We start from the raw sequence: 17,377 nt of genomic DNA, 5'->3' as shown, positions 1-17,377 counted from the left end.
CTCCTTCCCGATTTCCACAGAATAAAAAGCGAGTCATTTTGGCAACACCGTTGTCTTATTTGCTAGCTGCCAAAATAATAATTAAATAATTGCAAATCTTGTGATAATTATACCATAAAAAACCCTATTCATCTATCAAATTTTATGAAAAACGAAAGAATCGCTTTTGTAATATCCCTGCGATAATGGCCATTTTTCACGCACATAGCCGTTGGCAGAAGCAATTTTATCCATTTCTCGTTCTACTTTTTCTTTCATGCTAGGGAACACAAGAAATAGATCTTGTCCAGCTGCCATTGTTGATGAGCTCTTTGACTAATAAACTCGCGATAAAACTAGGGGAGCTGGTAAAAAGTGACCATTTCCTATGTTCATCCCTCCTTTTCACAGTCTTCTTATACTAAATCTATTTTGCGAATAATCTAAAATTCCTTCTTCTTAACCATTTCTCCTCTTGTTTTCTACAGAAAAACGGATAATTTTCTTGTCATGACACACACAGTATGCGTATAATAAAGTTGAATAGCATAAAATAAAAACAGGACATTGGCGGCAACCAATGTCCCATCGATACACAGCTTACTGCAAGAAGTGCAGTGGCCCGGAAAGCGGATAGTAACCTACCCTTACTTAGGCCGAGCAGGGTGGGTTACTTTTTGTCTTTAGATACAGCGATGACGGCTACGATTAGCGATGCAAACGCAATCATTAACGTCAGCGCATCAGTAACGTTCATCATCAGCAGCACCCCCTCTCTTCAAGGGAGTAGCCACTGCCCACCCTGCATGTAGCTGTGCATGTTTATTATACCATAAATCCCAAAAAATACGAATATATATTCGTATTTTAAAATAAAAATAGGAATCTTTCACTAAAAGCGAAAAAATGATTAGAACATTAGAATAAAGGAGAGGTAATTTGAAGCTATACGGAGAGTTTACGAAACATGATTGGCTACAAGCCTTTCGCATTGATGAAAAGGACGTGCCGTCTGCCATGATTGTCCATGGAGCTTGGGAACACGAAACAAACTTGCAACAATGGAAACAAATTTTGCACGAAACAACATGGCGCCCACATTGGAACTGTGTCGTCGGTCTTTGGAAGCATGAGCGGATCGGCTTTGCCAATGTGTTTGGAGGTCCAAGCGCCGCCGTGATTTGTCACCAATTTGCCTCCCTTGGGACGCAGCGGTTTATTCAGACTGGCTACTTTGGAGGTCTGTCGCACAATGTACAGTTTGGCGACATTTTCATTGTTACTGGAGCGGAAATGGCAGACGGTGTTTCCCATTGGTATTTGCCGGATCAACAAATGGTCCAAGCCGATATACAACTAGTAGAAGCGGCAGTCCAATTTTGCGAAAAGAAACAGTATCGTTATGTCACCGGAACGGTCTTTACAACCGGAGCCATCATGATGGAGACAAAAGAAATGGCAGAAACGTGGGCGCAAAAAGGGCATATTGGGGTCGATATGGAAACAGCGACAACCTTAGCCGTGGCGAAAAAATTTGGCAAAAAAGCCGTCGCGCTCCTTAATTTATCCGATCACATTATCAAAGGTGATACTTTTTATACTATAGATCCAGACCAACAGAAAAAGAAAAGAGAAACGGACGAAAAAATTCGCGAACTCGCCATATACTTATCTACATCATTAACTGTTTAAAAATCATAGGTGGCAAGAAACTTCTTGCCACCTTTACACATCTTATAACAAAAAGCACCAATCAGAACTTTTCACTTTCAATAATCAACCGTAACGTTTTTTCATTTAATCCGTTTTGGCAAAACTGAAATGAAATTCCCGTCATTCTCTTCGCTCTATCGACAACTTGTCCTAAATGGTAGCTTGTATGTTCAACTAAATGGAAAAGGCTATGTATATCAACGGTATTACATTCGTTTTTATTAATAATGTTAACCAACTCACGCTTCCAGTTATCAAAAACCTCTTGGACCATGGTACAAAGCACGTTTGGCTCAACATCCCATTGCGGAAAATATTCTTCGATCCCTGTATCAAACTTTTTGTTGGGATGCAAGTAACGGATTGTATTCCGCTTTACATGCTCACAAATATGCAATACGATGCCCCCGATTGAGTTGATTCCCCGCCCATGGCGCTCCCACAGCTGTTCTGTATTTAATGCTTGAATGGAATGAAGCAGTTTAGGAAGATAATGATCATACATCCGATGCAAAGCGATTCGAACAATTAGCTTCATCTCTTCCATCGACAGTTCCCCCCTCTCGTCCAACTTATGCTATCCTTTTACACTGCTTTAATCATCATATAAATTCGACTCCATTGTCGTGGAAAAACGATTGCTTTCTCACATTACAACAATTTTGCCATATAATATTCATCAACATATTTTCCGTTTATCAAAAGAGAATGCCGCTTGATTCCTTCTCGTTCAAATCCCATTTTGCGATACAACGATACGGCGCGCTGATTGTCGACGACCACCGTTAATTCCAGCCGATGAATACCTTTTGTGCGAGCCCAACGCTCCAATTCGGCAAACAGCATCGTACCGATTCCTTTTCCTCTGTACGAAGCCAACACGCCAATGACAATATATACCGTATGTTTATTTCGTCTGGCGCGCCCGCCCCTTGCGACTAAATACCCAACGAGCTTCCCGTCCGCCTCTGCCACCAATATCGTGGAGTTTTCCTGATTCTGCATCGCTTCAATTTGGCTTCGCTGCTGCTCCGGGGTGAGTGTTCGTTCACCTGCCTCAAACAGCAAAAAGTCCGATTCTTTTTCTACTTGCAAGATAAGGTGTGCCAATTCTTCCGCATCGTCTACCGTCGCATGCCTTACGTTCATCTTTTTCCATCCTCCTCCAAATATTCCTGCGCTAAATCGCGGCTACGATACCGCCCCATCGCCGTTTTTACCTTTTTAAACCCTGTTTGCTGGTAAAATGGCTCGTTCCCCGTCGTGGCAATCAAATGAACACAGGAAATATGCTGCAGCTGGTCAAGCAAATCTTCGACGATTGCTTTCCCGATGCCACGCCCTTGAAAATCGCGATGAACGACGATATCATAAATCGCGGCATTAAACACCCCATCGGAAAGTGCACGGCCGAATCCGACGATACGGCCGTCACAAAGGGCAAGTGCGATGACATTGCTTGCTTTAAATACCTGCTGGATGACTTCTTCCGTATGTTTTGTCCAGCCGACGGATTCATACACTTCTTTCATCTCTTGCCAATTGGCATTGGATAAATCTCTATGGATGTGAATGTTCACTCCTATCCCCCTTACTTTCTCGAAATCGTTTCTTTTTGAAGCGCATTTGCGATTCGGTCTAGCTTTTATTTGTTTCATACATTTTCTTCTTATGTCGCTGAAATCCCTTCCCACTGAGATAAAAAAGAAGGCGGAGTAAGACTCCAGCCTTCTGAACGAGTTTTGTCTAACGAATTATTCCCGATTTATTTTGTACTTCTTTGTATACTTATTGCAGTAGGATATAAATAATAGATTTATTTAATTAAGCGCTTTGGGGCAAATCTCCTTGCTTCTTCTTTTTTAGTATCCGTTTATTTATAAATGGAATTACCCAACGGTCTAACCCAATTTTCCCCGCATTAAAACCGGCAATAATGATAAACATTCCGATTAAAACCATCTGCGGGTTTGTGCTGGTCGTTCCTGAAAACATATAGGAAAAATTCATAACCAGCCCCATTAACACTGCAAAAGTAGTAAAAATACCTAAAATAAGTCCAAGACCAACTAAAAATTCTCCCCAAGGAACAAGTATATTAAAAAGTCCGACATTAGGTAATGCAAAACCACTGATAAAGTCTGCCCACCAAGGTTGAACTGCTGGATGGTCACCAGATACTTTTTCTAATGCTCCTTTTAGAAATCCAGTAGCATCAAAATTGCCGCCAACAATTTTTCCCCAGCTAGCTTGCAACCATGACCAACCGAGATACAATCGCAATACTAAGAGTACATAAGAAGCATAAACATTTTCCCGTAAGAATTTAATTACCACAAAAAAACCTCCTTCGATAATGATTATCATTTTTATTTGATATTGATTATCATTATAATAGATTATATGTTTTTCGAGAATGGATAAAAGGAACTAAATATAAATAAACAAATAACTGGGCATGATTGCCTAGTTTGTATTTCATATTGAACACTTCTGCACGTTATTTCAATAAAAAAGGACACCAAACAAGCATTTAGCACATTCAGTGTCCTCTAGTTGACTGGTAGAACAATTAACAATTATTATTTTGAGTGTAGAACAGTCAAGATGAGCAATGCTACCATTGCTTTTTTCATCATATTCCTTCTGTAAAATGGACGATATACAAAGTCTGCTCTTTCTTACTTATCCCAACCATTGTTTTACTGCTGGAATCCTCTTGATTACAAGCCAATCTAAAGCAAGAACAACAAGTAAAGAAATTCCAACAAGCGGGAATACAATACCTAAGATGATAATTAAGACAGCTATACCTTTTAAGAGTTTAAAATTCTCAGGTAATGAAGGTGCCCCTAGTGTCCCAGATGGCTTACGTTTCCACCACATCATTATGCCCGTAACGGAACTACCAATCAAGCCAAGGCAAATAATTAAATCTAAGAGTTGATTGGCTAATCCGAAGTAATGTCCTTCATGCAGCGCTACCCCAATTGAGATGGCTTTTGCCAACACCCCGTAATCTGCAAAACGTAAATCTGCCAGAACCTTTCCGCTATACTGGTCAATATGCAAAGTAGCTTGTCCTTTCGGTTTATCAGGAGAAACAGACACCGTATATACTCCTTTTTCTCCTCGCGGGAAGGTAATCGAATAGCCCTTCTCTACTTTGTTTTCATTGGCCACTTTCATAATCTGCGACACTGATAAAGGAGCGGCTACACCTGATTGGCCTGACTCTGGAACAGGAAGATTCTCAGCCGCCCAAGGTACTTTAGCAACATCTTTAGAAGGAATCGTGGACTTCGGTAAATTTCCATCCCATAAGCCTGTCGGATACCCTGTTTGTGTAGCGGTTGCAACACGATTGATTAAATCCCCCCATAATCCAGACCATGGAAGACCTGTTAAAATGAACATGGCGACAAATAAAGAAAACCAAAAAGCAGGAACAGCGTGAAGGTCTCGTAGCATCGTACGTTTTCCTTTTGAGAACCTTAGAATAAGCGTACCAAATATACCTTTCCTATTGCGAGGCCACCAGAGATATAATCCTGTGATGAGCAGAATCATGGCCCAACAAGATGCCATTTCCACAATACGATCTCCTGTTGTTCCAATCATAAGCTCACCATGCAGTCTTCTCACTTTATTCATGAACTCTTCATCATCTTTTATATCCCCAATGATCTTACCGTTATAAGGATTAACAAATACCGTCATCATTCCATCTTTTCCAGCAATTCCAACTTCTGCGGAACGATCTGCTTCAAAGGATGGTTTATACCGTGTTACAGAGGCATCTGGATAGGCTTTTTTGACTGCTTCAATTTGTTGTTCTGGTGTTAACTTCTCTTGTGCGGGTTGTGGTTGTACAAAATAGTAATCTTTGTACATTACATTTTCAATCTGTGGTTTAAATAAATAAATAATACCCGTAATTGCTAGTAAAATAACAAATGGTGCAAATACAATACCTGCATAGAAATGCCAGCGCCAGACTGCGCGATAGAGCGACTGTGCCTTTGAGATTTCATGTTTGGCGACAGTTTCTTTTGCATAATCCAGCCTCTCTTGTTGTAAACTCATATCACGTTTTCTCCTTTCCTTGTACATAATCATTTTCCCTATAATCACAATGTTTAAGAAAAAGCTGCTTCTTAAAATATATCCAACATTTGTGGTAAAACTATGAACTTCTTGTGAATTAATTTATAAATAACTGTCTCAACAGGAATGAACTTTGCAATTACTTTTATGTTTTCTCCTCAACTCAAAAACTTGTTACTCAGCCGATTTAGCATGATACCCATCAGCAACATACTTCCATCTTCAATCGTTCTTTTACTTCACGAAGTCTTTTTCCGAATTTTTCCATTTTCTGCTCGAATTTTTATCTGGTACACTCTGCATGTTCACAATCGCAGCAATACAAGAAAATGCTTCTGGCATCACTCTATGTCTATTTATTTCCTGCCAATATAGTTGCGTACACCGCTTTCTCGCCGTATCATTTTATATAAATTCATACATAGAAAGGGTGCACACCGATGACAAAACAACTGCCACCAGGCCAATTCGAAACCGACAAATGGCCGATTCTCCATGAGGGAGATGTCTATCCATTTGATGAATCAACATGGGAATTCCGCTTATTTGGGGATGTAAAAGAAGAAGTCTCTCTTTCCTATCAGCAAGTAATGGAGCTGCCAAAAACAATATCGACGATCGATATGCATTGCGTGACGACGTGGTCGAAGTTTGATACAACGTTTGAAGGAATCGCCTTTCGCGAGTTTTTGCGCTTTGTTGAGCTGGAGACAGATGTGAAATACGTGAAAATTTACGGCTATTTGAACGGAGACCGCTTCGGCTATTCGGCAAACTTGCCGCTGGAGGCGCTGATGGGCGATGATGCGCTGTTTGTGTACCGCTGGAAAGATAAACATCATGACTGGCAGGATATTTCCCCAAAACATGGCTATCCACTCCGCTTTATTCCACCCGCATCGTTTTACTTATGGAAAGGGGCGAAATGGGCATCCGGGATCCGGTTTATGAAAAAAGACGAGCCGGGATATTGGGAACAGCGCGGTTATTCGATGACGGCCAATCCGTTTAAAGAAGAACGCTTTGCCAATCCAGCCGACACGTTTAAGTGATGGTGACGGAGCTTTCCGAACAAAAAACGAGGACCGCTTCGCTCAGGAAGGGTCCTCGTTTTGCTATGACTAAACATGATTAGCCACAGTTTGTTTTTGCAGCCACTGATGCAAACGAACAAATAAGAGCATAAATACAATCGTGATCATCAATCCTTTCACTGCGTTAAACGGCAAGATAGCCGAAACAACAAGCGCCTTTGTTTCCGGCGCGCTCATCGCCGGTGCGCCTAGAAAGATCGTATATGCCGGCAGAAACACATAGTAGTTCAATACGCTCATCATCAACGCCATGACGGCGGTGCCAGTGGCCAATCCAGCCAGCATTCCTTTTTTCGATTTTGTTTTGCGGTACACATAATACGTCGGCAAAATAAACGTAATCCCGGCCATGAAGTTGGCGATATGTCCGACCGGAACGCCGGTAGGACTGCCGACCATGAAATAATTTAGCACATTTTTTAGCAATTCCACGAACACTCCCGCCAGCGGCCCGTACAAAAGCGCGGCGATCAATGCCGGAACGTCGCTGAAATCCACCAAAAGAAAGTTTGGAAACGGCGGGAGCGGAAAGTTTAACAGCATCAGCAAATACGAGATGGCACTAAATACCCCAATCAAGACAAGCGCTCGGACATTCATTTTTCTCATGTCGATTCTCCTCTCCTTCTCGTGATTCATCCTCACAAGAAAGAAGGCTGCCATCTTGAGCGTCAAATAAAAAACCCTTAAGTGTTCACACTTAAGGGAGAAAAAGGGTATGCTCAAATAGACGTTCGAGTGCACAACATTCGAACGCCGGCAAACCTTCATCTTCTCCCATCCAGACTATACTGTCGGCTCCGGACTCGCACCGGATCCTGCCTTGCGGCTCGCGGGCTGAGAAGCGCAATCGCTTCATCACCGCCGGTCGGGAATTTCACCCTGCCCCGAAGATGAATCGTATCTTTTTTTATATGCGATTGTACATTTAGTATACAATTTTTATATAAATTCTGTCTACCATTTTTTATGCAATAAAGTTTTTTATTTGCACAACATTTTTATGATAAAATAAAAACGGAAAAAGATAGCAAATAGTAAGGAGAGTGGCTAAATGAAACAGGAAATCATCGAACGCTTTACGAAATACGTGAAAGTCAACACGCAATCCGACCCAAACAGCGATACTTGCCCTTCCACACCTGGCCAGCTGGAGCTTGGAAAAATGTTGGTGGAAGAATTAAAAGCAATCGGTATGGAAGAAGTGACAATGGATGAAAACGGATACGTGATGGCAACATTGCCGGCGAATACGGATAAAGATGTGCCAACCATTGGCTTTTTAGCCCATATGGACACAGCGACCGAATTTACGGGGGCAAACGTCAATCCGCAAATCGTCGAAAATTATGACGGCGGCGATATCGTCTTAAACGACTCGTTAAACATTGTCCTGTCGCCAAAAGATTTCCCGGAATTGGCCAACTATAAAGGCCATACGCTCATCACCACCGACGGCACGACGTTATTGGGAGCAGACGATAAAGCAGGAATCGCCGAAATTATGACGGCGATGGCTTATTTAATTCAGCACCCGGAAATTAAACACGGCAAAGTGCGCGTCGCCTTTACGCCGGATGAAGAAATCGGCAGAGGCCCGCATAAGTTTGATGTCGCTAAGTTCGGCGCTAAATTTGCGTACACAGTCGACGGCGGCCCGCTCGGCGAATTGGAATACGAAAGCTTTAACGCCGCGGAAGCAAAAATCACGATCAAAGGGAAAAACGTCCATCCCGGCACTGCCAAAGGAAAAATGATCAACTCGATGAAAATTGCGATGGAATTTCACGGACAGCTTCCTGCTAACGAGGCGCCTGAGCATACGGAAGGATACGAAGGATTTTATCATTTGCTGTCTTTCCAAGGAAATGTCGAAGAAACAATGCTTCATTACATAATCCGCGACTTTGACCGCCAACAATTTGAAGCACGCAAAGCAAAAATGCAGGAAATCGCGGCAAAATTGCAAGAAAAGTACGGAAAAGAGCGAATCATGATTGAAATAAAAGACCAATATTATAACATGAAAGAAAAAATCGAACCTGTCCGTGAAATCGTCGATATCGCCTATGAAGCGATGAAAAACTTAAATATTGAGCCGAAAATTTCGCCGATCCGCGGCGGAACGGACGGTTCGCAGCTTTCCTACATGGGACTGCCGACGCCAAACATCTTTGCCGGCGGCGAAAACTTCCACGGCCGCTACGAATATATTTCCGTCGACAACATGATCAAAGCAACAAATGTGATTATTGAAATTATCAAGCTGTTCGAGCAAAAAGCGTAACATAAAAGCTGGTTCCAAACAGTGGCTTGGAACCAGCTTTGTTTTTTAGTGCAGCTTTTGAATGCGCCCTTCGATGCGGGCATCAAATGGCTGCGGAAGCTGTTTAATATAATCGACGAGCGCATCTAGATCGACCGGTCCTACTTCCCGATTTTTTCCTTCTGTAAATACCGTGAAGTTATCTCCCCCATCAGCCAGGAAGCTGTTTGCCGTAACGGTGTATTCCGCATTTGGATCAAGTTTGGTGTCGTTTGGCAAATAAATATCGACAACTTTGTCTCCTATCGGTTTGCTTGCATCCCAAGTATACGTGAGACCGGAAATTTGCAGCATGCGCGTTTGATTCGACTGCCATTGTTGATTTAACAGTTTGCGGATTTGTTCTCCCGTAAGCGTCATTTTTACTAGTTGATTGCCAAATGGCTGAACGTTATACAGCTCTCCCCATGTCACTTCCCCTTGTTCCACATCGGCGCGAATGCCGCCAGGATTCATAAAGGCGAAGTCGGTTTTCATCGCTGTCCGCTGCGCGTCCGCAATCAAGTTTCCTAAAGCCGATTCACCACTTGCATTTTGCTCAGCGCTAATTGTCGTTTTTGCCGTACCGACGACTTGGTTAATAATCGGCGCGACTTTTTCTTCATACTTGTTAATTAGTTTCGTAATCTCCGGATCAGGCTTAATGCTATCTTGATAGGTAGTCACGATTTCTGCTTTTTTCGCAACAACGTCTTTTGTTCGCCGATCAATTTTTAAATCGACATCAGAAAAAGCAGTTCCATAAGAATACGATTGAACAAGCAGTTTGCCATCCACTTCTGCATTTAAATACGCATGATTATGGCCGGCAAAAATCACGTCGACTTCATCATCTACTTTTTTCGCAATTTCCACAATTTCACCACTCGCATTGGAACCATCTTTATTCGAAACCCCTGGATTATGCGCGAGGACAACGATTGCACGTACCCCTCTCCGCTTTAACTGTTTCACCGCTTTGTTAATCGCTTCTGCTTCATCTGTAAACGCGACCCCTGCCACACCGCTTGGAATGACGATGCTTGGCGTATCGGATAAAGTTACTCCGATAAAGCCAATCGGCACCCCTTTCACTTTTTTAATAACATAAGGCGGAAGAATCGGTTTGCCCGTCTTTTTATCGATTACATTCGCGCTTACGTATGGAAAGTCGGCGCCACGAAAATAGCCGGTTTTTGGATGTGTTCCTCCATAAATGAGGCGAAGCATTTCGTCGACCCCTTCATCAAATTCGTGGTTTCCGGGTGTCCCCACATCAAATCCCAGTTTATTTAAAAACTCTATTGTCGGCTCGTCTTGTAATAAAGCCGATACGGGTGAGCTTGCCCCAACCATATCTCCCGCATGCACCAGCAGCGTATTTTTGTTTTCCGCTTCCCGTTGTTTCAAATACGCAGCTAAATAATCCGCTCTCCCGACTGCTCTTCCCCCAACGTTTCTTGTTACATCAAGCTGTCCGTGAAAATCATTAATTCCCAGCAATTGCACATCCATATAGCGATGTTGATACGCATCCGCTTTCAGCTGTTTTCCTTCATCGCCAGCTTTTCCAGCCGCAAAGGCATTTCCCGAAGCGATCATCGTCGATAACATCAAGGCAGGGACAGCCGTCTTCAGCCATTTTAAAGAAGAAATTTTCATCACATTCACTCCCCCTTTTTGTTTTTCTACTATTCAGCATAATTTTTCGTTCTATCAAAATAATAGAGTCAAATGACTTATTTTCTGCTAAACTATTGTAAATTTTTCATAAATTTTTATAGTAGATTGTCTATGAATCTACGAAAAAATCTTTTGTCATTCACTCGTTTTATCCTAAAAGTTGAATAACGTTAACAATGCATAACAAAAATCATGAATGTAAAAAATAGGATTGCCACTGTATACAAAGGAGGTGTCTCTAATGGAACGATATGAACAATTCAACAAAAGCTTCATCAACGGCGAATGGATCGATGGACTTAGCGAACGGACATATGATAACTTAAACCCGTATGACAATTCCGTTATTGCAACCATTCGTCTGGCAACGAAAAAACAGCTTGCCGAAGCGTTTGACGTCGCCAAACAAGCTCAAAAAGAATGGGCGAACACACCCCCAGAAGAGAAAAAGGAAGTGCTCCGCAAAGCGGCGGAATATTTACGTTCCAATCGGGATGCAATTATTGATATGATCGCCCGCGAAACAGGCGGGAGCATCATTAAGGGGAATGTGGAAGTCGATTTATCGATTGGGCTTGTCGAAGAAGCAATCAACATGGTCGATGAATTGACAAAAGTGAGGGAAGTCCCGTCAGAAACAGAAGGGAAAATCAACCGGATTTATCGCCTGCCATTAGGGGTCATCACATCGATTTCTCCGTTTAACTTTCCGATGAATTTGTCGATGAGAACGATCGCCCCAGCGATTGCGTTAGGAAATAGCGTCGTACATAAGCCGGATATCCAAACATGCTTCACAGGCGGCTCCATCATCGCAAGAGCCTTTGAATATGCTGGATTGCCAAAAGGAGTTTTAAACATCATTCTCACCGATATCGATGAAATCGGCGACGACATGTTGACCAATCCGAATTCACAGCTTATTAGTTTTACTGGTTCGACCGCTGTCGGCAAGCATATCGGAGCGATTGCAGGCGGAATGTTAAAACGCGTCGCGCTAGAGCTTGGCGGTAACAACCCGTTTATCGTTCTTGCTGATGCCAATGTGGACCGTGCCGTTGACGCAGCAATATTCGGCAAGTTTATCCATCAAGGGCAAATTTGTATGATTATTAACCGCATCATTGTCCATAAAAACCATTATGATGAATTTGTCGAAAAATTCGTCGAACGGGCGAAAAAACTTCCGTATGGCGACCCGCGTGATCCGAAAACGATCATCGGTCCGCTGATTAACGAAAAACAAATCGAAAAAGCATTGGCGATCATTGAAGAAGCGAAAAAAGAAGGCGCCAAAATGGCGCTCGAAGGAAAGCGAATCGGCAACATTTTAACGCCGACTGTATTTGTCGATGTCGATAATAACAGCAAACTGGCACAAACCGAATTGTTCTCCCCGATCGCAACCATTATTAAAGCCGAATCCGATGACGAGGCGATCGCGATGGCGAACGATACCGAATACGGTTTAAGTTCAGCGATTTTCACCGAAGATTTAAGCGAAGGGGAACAATTAGCCTTACAAATTGAAAGCGGTATGACACATGTTAACGATCAGACGGTCAATGATAGCCCAACCGTTCCGTTTGGCGGCACAAAATCCAGCGGTATCGGACGGTTCGGAAACCCGTGGGTTGTGGAAGAGTTTACGATGACAAAATGGGTATCGATTCAAAAAGAGTATCGACGCTATCCGTTTTAGTAATCCAAGAAAAAGGGGCTGACCGAAAAGCAGAATTGCTTTCCAATCAGCCCCTTTTAAAATTCGCTTGCATTGGCGTGAATCGTGACTTGTTGGATTTTTACAACTGTTTTTCCCCTTTCACACCATTAATCGAGTAGCTTGCCGTAATGTTGGCATTTAACGAATGGGATACAGAACAGTACTTCTCTTTAGACAATTGAATAGCGCGGACGACTTTGTCCTCTGGCAAATCCCCTTCTAACACGTAATGAATGTGAATATCTGTAAACCGTTTTGGATGATCGTCCGCACGGGTTCCATCCACTTCTATATAAAACGACCGAACCTCAAGCCGCATTTTTTTCAAGATCGATATGATGTCAATTCCCGTACATCCGGCAAGCCCGTGTAAAATCAATTCCATCGGTCGCGCTCCGGAATCTTGTCCTCCTGCTTCTTTGGAAGCATCGATCGGGATTTGCACTCCTGACGCGCTCATCCCTGTAAACGACATTTGTCCGTTCCATTTCACTTTTGCTTGCACTTTTTCTTCCTCCTCTTTCAATTCCAGTGATAAAACAACAATGTTATCATCTAGTTTACTTTGCCAAAAAAATAAATGCAAAAAAAATACCTTTCCGTTGATATGTTCTATTTTCTGATCTAGCGTTTTTTTTCATGCATGGTAAAATAAAAGCATGCACGAATTTGATGAGTAAAGGGTGTAAGGAGATTGATGGAAAAAGCACTTATTTTGATCGCAGCTTACCTTCTTGGGTCGATTCCGTTTGCGCTTCTTGTCGGGAAAATCGGCTACGGAATCGATATTCGCGAGCATGGAAGCGGAAATCTAGGAGGGACAAATACCTTTCGTGTGCTTGGAGTAAAAGCGGGATTGATTGTCACATGCGGAGATATTTTGAAAGGAACATTAGCGGCAAGCTTGCCTGTATTATTCTCCGTGCACATACATCCGCTTTTAGCAGGAGTGTGCGCGGTTCTCGGACATATTTACCCGGTCTTCGCGAAATTCCGCGGCGGAAAAGCGGTCGCAACATCAGCAGGTGTAATGTTGTTTTATTCACCGTTCTTTTTCGTTTCCCTTCTTGTTGTTTTTTTCATTGTTTTGTATATTTCCAAATATGTTTCACTATCTTCTATGTTAGCCGGTGTATATGCGGTTATTTATACGATCTTCTTTACGGATGACGTTCCACTCATGATCGCAGTATCGTTATTAACGGCGTTTATCTTTTACCGCCACCGCGCGAATATTAAACGCATCATTAACAAAACGGAACCAAAAATCAAATGGCTGGGTGGAAAATAGTACAAAAATCGTTAACACGATCAAGCGCATAATAAAAACAAGCCATTTGATCTGCAGGAAAGGAGTTTGGTCATTGAAATTACCAAGCGAATTCATCGAAAAAATGGAGAGGCTTTTGCAAGACGAAGCTTCTCGTTTTTTTTCCACCTATCATGAAGAAAAAGCAAACGGGTTACGATTTAATCCATTGAAAATCGACCGCGAAACGTTTTTAACGCTCGTCCCGTTTGTGCTTTCCCCTGTTCCTTTTTGCCCAACTGGCTTTTATTATGATGCACACGAACAACCTGGAAAGCATCCGTATCATGCGGCCGGGCTTTATTATATCCAAGAACCGAGCGCAATGTTTGTAGCTGAAGTGTTAAAGCCAAATCCAGGGGAGTTTGTTCTTGACCTTTGTGCCGCACCTGGCGGAAAAACGACTCAGCTTGCGGCGATGATGGAAAATCAAGGGCTGCTTGTCGCCAATGAAATTCATCCGAAGCGCGTCAAAGCCCTTTCGGAAAATATCGAGCGGTTTGGCATTACAAACGCGCTTGTTACGAATGAAACACCGGAAAAGCTCGCGAAATATTTCCCTGGATTTTTTGACAAAATTTTAGTAGACGCTCCATGCTCAGGGGAAGGCATGTTTCGAAAAGACGAAGAAGCTGTTCAATTTTGGAGCCAAGCGCACGTCGAACAATGCGCCATCAAACAACGGCATATTTTAGACTGTGCATACGAGATGCTAAAAGAAGGAGGCATCCTCGTTTATTCCACTTGCACGTTTTCTCCGGAAGAAAACGAACAGACAATAGAAGCTTTTTTACAAACATACGATGATCTTGAATTGTTATCGATTGAAAAAGTTCATGGCATTCAGCCGGGAAGACGGGAATGGACGAATGCCAACTTAGAGGAAATAGAGAGAACGGCCCGGCTATGGCCGCATTCGTTAAAAGGGGAAGGTCATTTTGTCGCGAAAATAAAAAAAACAGGCCCGTCCCCTTCGTGGAATGGGCGCTATGCCAAGCCAAACGTCTCCAAACAAATGGTTCGGGAGTATCGACAGTTTGAACAAGAAGTATTGCAAAAAGAAATCGAACAACCAATGTATGCCTTTCAACACCATCTTTTCGCCTTGCCTGATCATTGCCCGAACTTCGATGGCCTGAAAGTCGTACGAGCAGGTCTTCACTTAGGAGAAGCGAAAAAACAGCGGTTTGAGCCGAACCATGCGCTTGCCTTATCGCTAAAGCCGCAAGAAGTTCGCTACTCCCTTGACTTGTCAAGCGACAGCGTCGAATGTCTAAAATATTTGCGCGGGGAAACAATCCAGACAAGTGAAGACCGCGGCTGGCTGCTTGTGACCGTTGATGGTTATCCTCTCGGCTGGGGAAAAGAGGTAAAAGGCACGGTGAAAAACTTTTATCCGAAAGGATTGCGAATGGTGTAGAAAAAGGGCGCGCTCATAAGCGGCCCTTATTGTTTTGCCGATGTCGGAATCGTCAATGTGAATACAATTTCATCTTTTGCCAAATCCATTTTCTGGACGGAAACTTGGTAACCGTTGCCGAAACGAATATCGGTGAGCGCTACATACACACGGTTTGCCGCCGGGTCAATGATCACTTCATCCGGCAGCGACGCATGTTTTCGCAAATATCTTAACACATAGGTGACGGGAAGTTCCCAATCTCCCAGTGATATTTCCGGACTTTGCAGCTCCACATTTCCACCTTTAACCACTTTCGGAATAAAGGAAACGACGAGGTCAATTTCCCGGCCGAACACCGGGAGCTTGCTTGCCACATACACGCGGTCATCCAGCCAGACGCGATATTGCAGCGGATGATCTTTTGTCTTTTTGCGAATATAATCATTGATCACCGTATTCAAATGTTCTTTGTGCGAATATACCGTAAACGTCGCCCCTTTTACTTTTTTTGGCGGCGGCACCGAAATCGGCTTAACCGGCTGAAACAGCCACGCGGCAAGCAGCGCGACAACGGCAATGTCCAGTATCACTAATGCCCAAAACCACTTTTTCCAATTCATTGTTCCGATCTCCTTAGCCACATCTCTTCGTGTTTTGTTAGCTCGTCATATACTCGTCTTGCCATTTGTTCATAGCCGATTTCATTTGGATGGAACTCGTCGCTGTATAACACATCATCGCGATTGTCAAATAAATCTTTCACGTTGACAAATATCGTACGATCATAGCGTTTTAATACTTGTTTGCTGCCATTATTCCACAGCTCAATCACTTCATCGATTTCCGGAATGTTTGGAAGCGAATTAGCAAACGGATTATACAATCCAACAAGCACAACGGCAGCATCGGGATTGGCGGCACGAATCGAGGCCAATAAATGATCGAGCCGTGCGGCAAACCGCTTTTGTTCTTTAGCAAACAGCTCGTATGATAAATCAAAAAAATGTGAACGGACAACTTTCATCATGTCATTGCCACCGATCGTAATCAAAATTAAATCGGCTCGTTCTATTTGCGTTGCATATTGATCGATGACCTCATCAAGCTGGTTCAGCTGCAATCCCCGCTTTCCTAAATTGATGACGGAAACCGTCCGCACCCCTTTATGCTGTTCGAGCTGTTGCTGCAAGCGACCAACATAGCCTCCTTGTCCCTGGCGATCCCCTACCCCTTCCGTTAACGAATCGCCAAGGGCAAGAAGGCGAACATCTTTTGGAAAAAAATCAGCGGCAACTTCATGAGGTCTGAGTTCTATTTGCCGCTCCGGCAAGCTGGTGTCGCCGATGGCCTGATTGGCGGAACATCCCGCACAATAAAATAATAACAAAAAAAGCAATCCCCATTTTTTCATGAATCTACACCTACCTTGTACCGCAAAACGGAGAAAACACGAAAAGGCAAAAATGCCCTTACATTTTTGCCCTTTAGGACGATTGCAAAATTTCGATATGCTCTAAAATCTTATCATACGGAACATCTTGTACTCCACTATAAGATTGAACAATCGTACCGTTTTGGTCAACAAGATAAAACTCTGTTCCATGGATCACTTGATCCTCATTTTCCGGTTTTTTTACAATCGTTTTAAAATTTTTCTCGGCAAATTTCTCAATTTCTTGCTGGCTGTATCCTGTAAGCAAATGCCAGTTTGATAAATCACCGTCAAATTTTTTCGCATACTCTTTTAATTTTTCCGGTGTATCTACTTCCGGATCCACACTAAATGAGACAAATTCAACATTGAGCCCTTTTTCTTTCGCCATTTTTTGTAACTTGGCCATATGGGCTGTCATCGGCGGACAGACCGTTTCACAATTTGTAAAAATAAAGTCGGCAACCCATACTTTTCCTTTTAAATCTTTTAAACCGAATGACTCCCCATTTTGGTCGGTAAACGTAAAATCAGCAATCGGCCAATTTTTGGCATCAGGAATTGTTTTTCCGCATGCAGCAAGCAGAACGATAGCAAGAAGAAGCAACATTCGTTTCATCTTTTCGTTCC

Annotated in this window: 19 protein-coding genes and 1 riboswitch; of the genes, 6 read left to right on the top strand and 13 right to left on the bottom strand. The window is 42.9% G+C overall.

Annotation, left to right across the window (positions count from 1 at the left end; genetic code table 11):
• Positions 1-135: 135 nt before the first annotated feature.
• Complete coding sequence (locus AC1WMD_RS11480; protein WP_494257298.1) at positions 136-297, bottom strand: hypothetical protein; 162 nt, start codon at positions 295-297, stop codon at positions 136-138.
• A 352-nt stretch (positions 298-649) separates the two neighbouring features.
• Positions 650-739 (bottom strand): putative holin-like toxin, encoded by a 90-nt coding sequence (locus tag AC1WMD_RS11475; RefSeq protein ID WP_260676131.1) that lies wholly within the window; start codon positions 737-739, stop codon positions 650-652.
• A gap of 179 nt (positions 740-918) precedes the next feature.
• On the opposite strand from AC1WMD_RS11475, the gene AC1WMD_RS11470 reads away from it, so the two are divergent.
• Positions 919-1,671, top strand: coding sequence for a nucleoside phosphorylase (locus tag AC1WMD_RS11470; RefSeq protein ID WP_494257296.1), 753 nt, complete (start codon positions 919-921; stop codon positions 1,669-1,671).
• 61 nt (positions 1,672-1,732) lie between these two features.
• Here AC1WMD_RS11470 and AC1WMD_RS11465 read toward each other — a convergent pair whose 3' ends face one another.
• From AC1WMD_RS11465 to AC1WMD_RS11445, 5 genes are all read right to left on the bottom strand, one after another.
• A complete protein-coding gene (locus AC1WMD_RS11465; protein WP_043906535.1) occupies positions 1,733-2,230 on the bottom strand; it encodes a DinB family protein in 498 nt (165 codons plus the stop codon).
• 113 nt (positions 2,231-2,343) lie between these two features.
• Positions 2,344-2,841, bottom strand: a complete 498-nt coding sequence (locus AC1WMD_RS11460) for a GNAT family N-acetyltransferase (RefSeq protein WP_043904606.1) — start codon at positions 2,839-2,841, stop codon at positions 2,344-2,346.
• Positions 2,838-3,224, bottom strand: a complete 387-nt coding sequence (locus AC1WMD_RS11455; RefSeq protein WP_409994238.1) for a GNAT family N-acetyltransferase — start codon at positions 3,222-3,224, stop codon at positions 2,838-2,840. The genes AC1WMD_RS11460 and AC1WMD_RS11455 overlap by 4 nt, the downstream gene beginning before the upstream one ends.
• Before the next feature lie 292 nt (positions 3,225-3,516).
• Positions 3,517-4,029, bottom strand: a complete 513-nt coding sequence (locus AC1WMD_RS11450; protein ID WP_494257295.1) for a DoxX family protein — start codon at positions 4,027-4,029, stop codon at positions 3,517-3,519.
• A 348-nt stretch (positions 4,030-4,377) separates the two neighbouring features.
• Complete coding sequence (locus tag AC1WMD_RS11445) at positions 4,378-5,778, bottom strand: PepSY-associated TM helix domain-containing protein (protein ID WP_494257294.1); 1,401 nt, start codon at positions 5,776-5,778, stop codon at positions 4,378-4,380.
• Between the two features lie 461 nt (positions 5,779-6,239).
• Between AC1WMD_RS11445 and AC1WMD_RS11440 the strand changes: the two genes are divergently transcribed.
• Positions 6,240-6,851 carry a sulfite oxidase-like oxidoreductase gene (locus AC1WMD_RS11440; RefSeq protein WP_494257292.1) on the top strand — a complete coding sequence of 204 codons (612 nt, stop codon included), beginning with the start codon at positions 6,240-6,242 and terminating at the stop codon, positions 6,849-6,851.
• A 69-nt stretch (positions 6,852-6,920) separates the two neighbouring features.
• Here the strand turns inward: AC1WMD_RS11440 and AC1WMD_RS11435 are convergent, their stop codons facing one another.
• The gene (locus AC1WMD_RS11435) at positions 6,921-7,502 is read right to left on the bottom strand and encodes an ECF transporter S component (RefSeq protein ID WP_043904602.1); all 582 of its coding nucleotides are present in this window, start codon (positions 7,500-7,502) and stop codon (positions 6,921-6,923) included.
• Between the two features lie 156 nt (positions 7,503-7,658).
• Positions 7,659-7,792, bottom strand: a riboswitch (FMN riboswitch).
• Between the two features lie 155 nt (positions 7,793-7,947).
• Here AC1WMD_RS11435 and pepT point away from each other — a divergent pair.
• Positions 7,948-9,180, top strand: coding sequence for a peptidase T (pepT, locus tag AC1WMD_RS11430; protein ID WP_494257291.1), 1,233 nt, complete (start codon positions 7,948-7,950; stop codon positions 9,178-9,180).
• A 45-nt stretch (positions 9,181-9,225) separates the two neighbouring features.
• Here the strand turns inward: pepT and AC1WMD_RS11425 are convergent, their stop codons facing one another.
• Entirely contained in the window at positions 9,226-10,860 is a 1,635-nt protein-coding gene (locus AC1WMD_RS11425; protein WP_494257289.1) for a bifunctional metallophosphatase/5'-nucleotidase, read from the bottom strand.
• A 262-nt stretch (positions 10,861-11,122) separates the two neighbouring features.
• On the opposite strand from AC1WMD_RS11425, the gene AC1WMD_RS11420 reads away from it, so the two are divergent.
• Complete coding sequence (locus AC1WMD_RS11420) at positions 11,123-12,583, top strand: aldehyde dehydrogenase family protein (RefSeq protein WP_043904598.1); 1,461 nt, start codon at positions 11,123-11,125, stop codon at positions 12,581-12,583.
• 100 nt (positions 12,584-12,683) lie between these two features.
• Here the strand turns inward: AC1WMD_RS11420 and AC1WMD_RS11415 are convergent, their stop codons facing one another.
• A complete protein-coding gene (locus AC1WMD_RS11415) occupies positions 12,684-13,079 on the bottom strand; it encodes an OsmC family protein (protein WP_409994237.1) in 396 nt (131 codons plus the stop codon).
• Positions 13,080-13,301: 222 nt separating this feature from the next.
• Between AC1WMD_RS11415 and plsY the strand changes: the two genes are divergently transcribed.
• Together plsY and AC1WMD_RS11405 are read left to right on the top strand one after the other, a co-directional pair.
• Positions 13,302-13,895: a glycerol-3-phosphate 1-O-acyltransferase PlsY gene (gene plsY / locus AC1WMD_RS11410; RefSeq protein WP_043904596.1), complete on the top strand. Its 594-nt coding sequence runs from the start codon at positions 13,302-13,304 to the stop codon at positions 13,893-13,895.
• Between the two features lie 73 nt (positions 13,896-13,968).
• Positions 13,969-15,333, top strand: coding sequence for an RsmF rRNA methyltransferase first C-terminal domain-containing protein (locus AC1WMD_RS11405; protein WP_494257287.1), 1,365 nt, complete (start codon positions 13,969-13,971; stop codon positions 15,331-15,333).
• Positions 15,334-15,359: 26 nt separating this feature from the next.
• Here AC1WMD_RS11405 and AC1WMD_RS11400 read toward each other — a convergent pair whose 3' ends face one another.
• The 3 genes from AC1WMD_RS11400 to AC1WMD_RS11390 all read right to left on the bottom strand — a co-directional run bounded on the left by AC1WMD_RS11400 (position 15,360) and on the right by AC1WMD_RS11390 (position 17,366).
• Positions 15,360-15,935 carry a YpmS family protein gene (locus AC1WMD_RS11400; RefSeq protein WP_043904594.1) on the bottom strand — a complete coding sequence of 192 codons (576 nt, stop codon included), beginning with the start codon at positions 15,933-15,935 and terminating at the stop codon, positions 15,360-15,362.
• On the bottom strand, positions 15,932-16,726 hold the full coding sequence (locus AC1WMD_RS11395; protein WP_494257285.1) for an SGNH/GDSL hydrolase family protein: 795 nt from the start codon (positions 16,724-16,726) through the stop codon (positions 15,932-15,934). The genes AC1WMD_RS11400 and AC1WMD_RS11395 overlap by 4 nt, the downstream gene beginning before the upstream one ends.
• Positions 16,727-16,799: 73 nt before the next feature.
• On the bottom strand, positions 16,800-17,366 hold the full coding sequence (locus AC1WMD_RS11390) for an SCO family protein (protein WP_043904592.1): 567 nt from the start codon (positions 17,364-17,366) through the stop codon (positions 16,800-16,802).
• Between the last annotated feature and the right edge of the window lie 11 nt (positions 17,367-17,377).

It is taken from the genome of Parageobacillus sp. NEAU-HV-2, assembly GCF_059115485.1.
The sequence above is the reverse complement of the archived record's forward strand: the minus strand, read 5'-3'. Positions and strand labels throughout refer to the sequence as shown.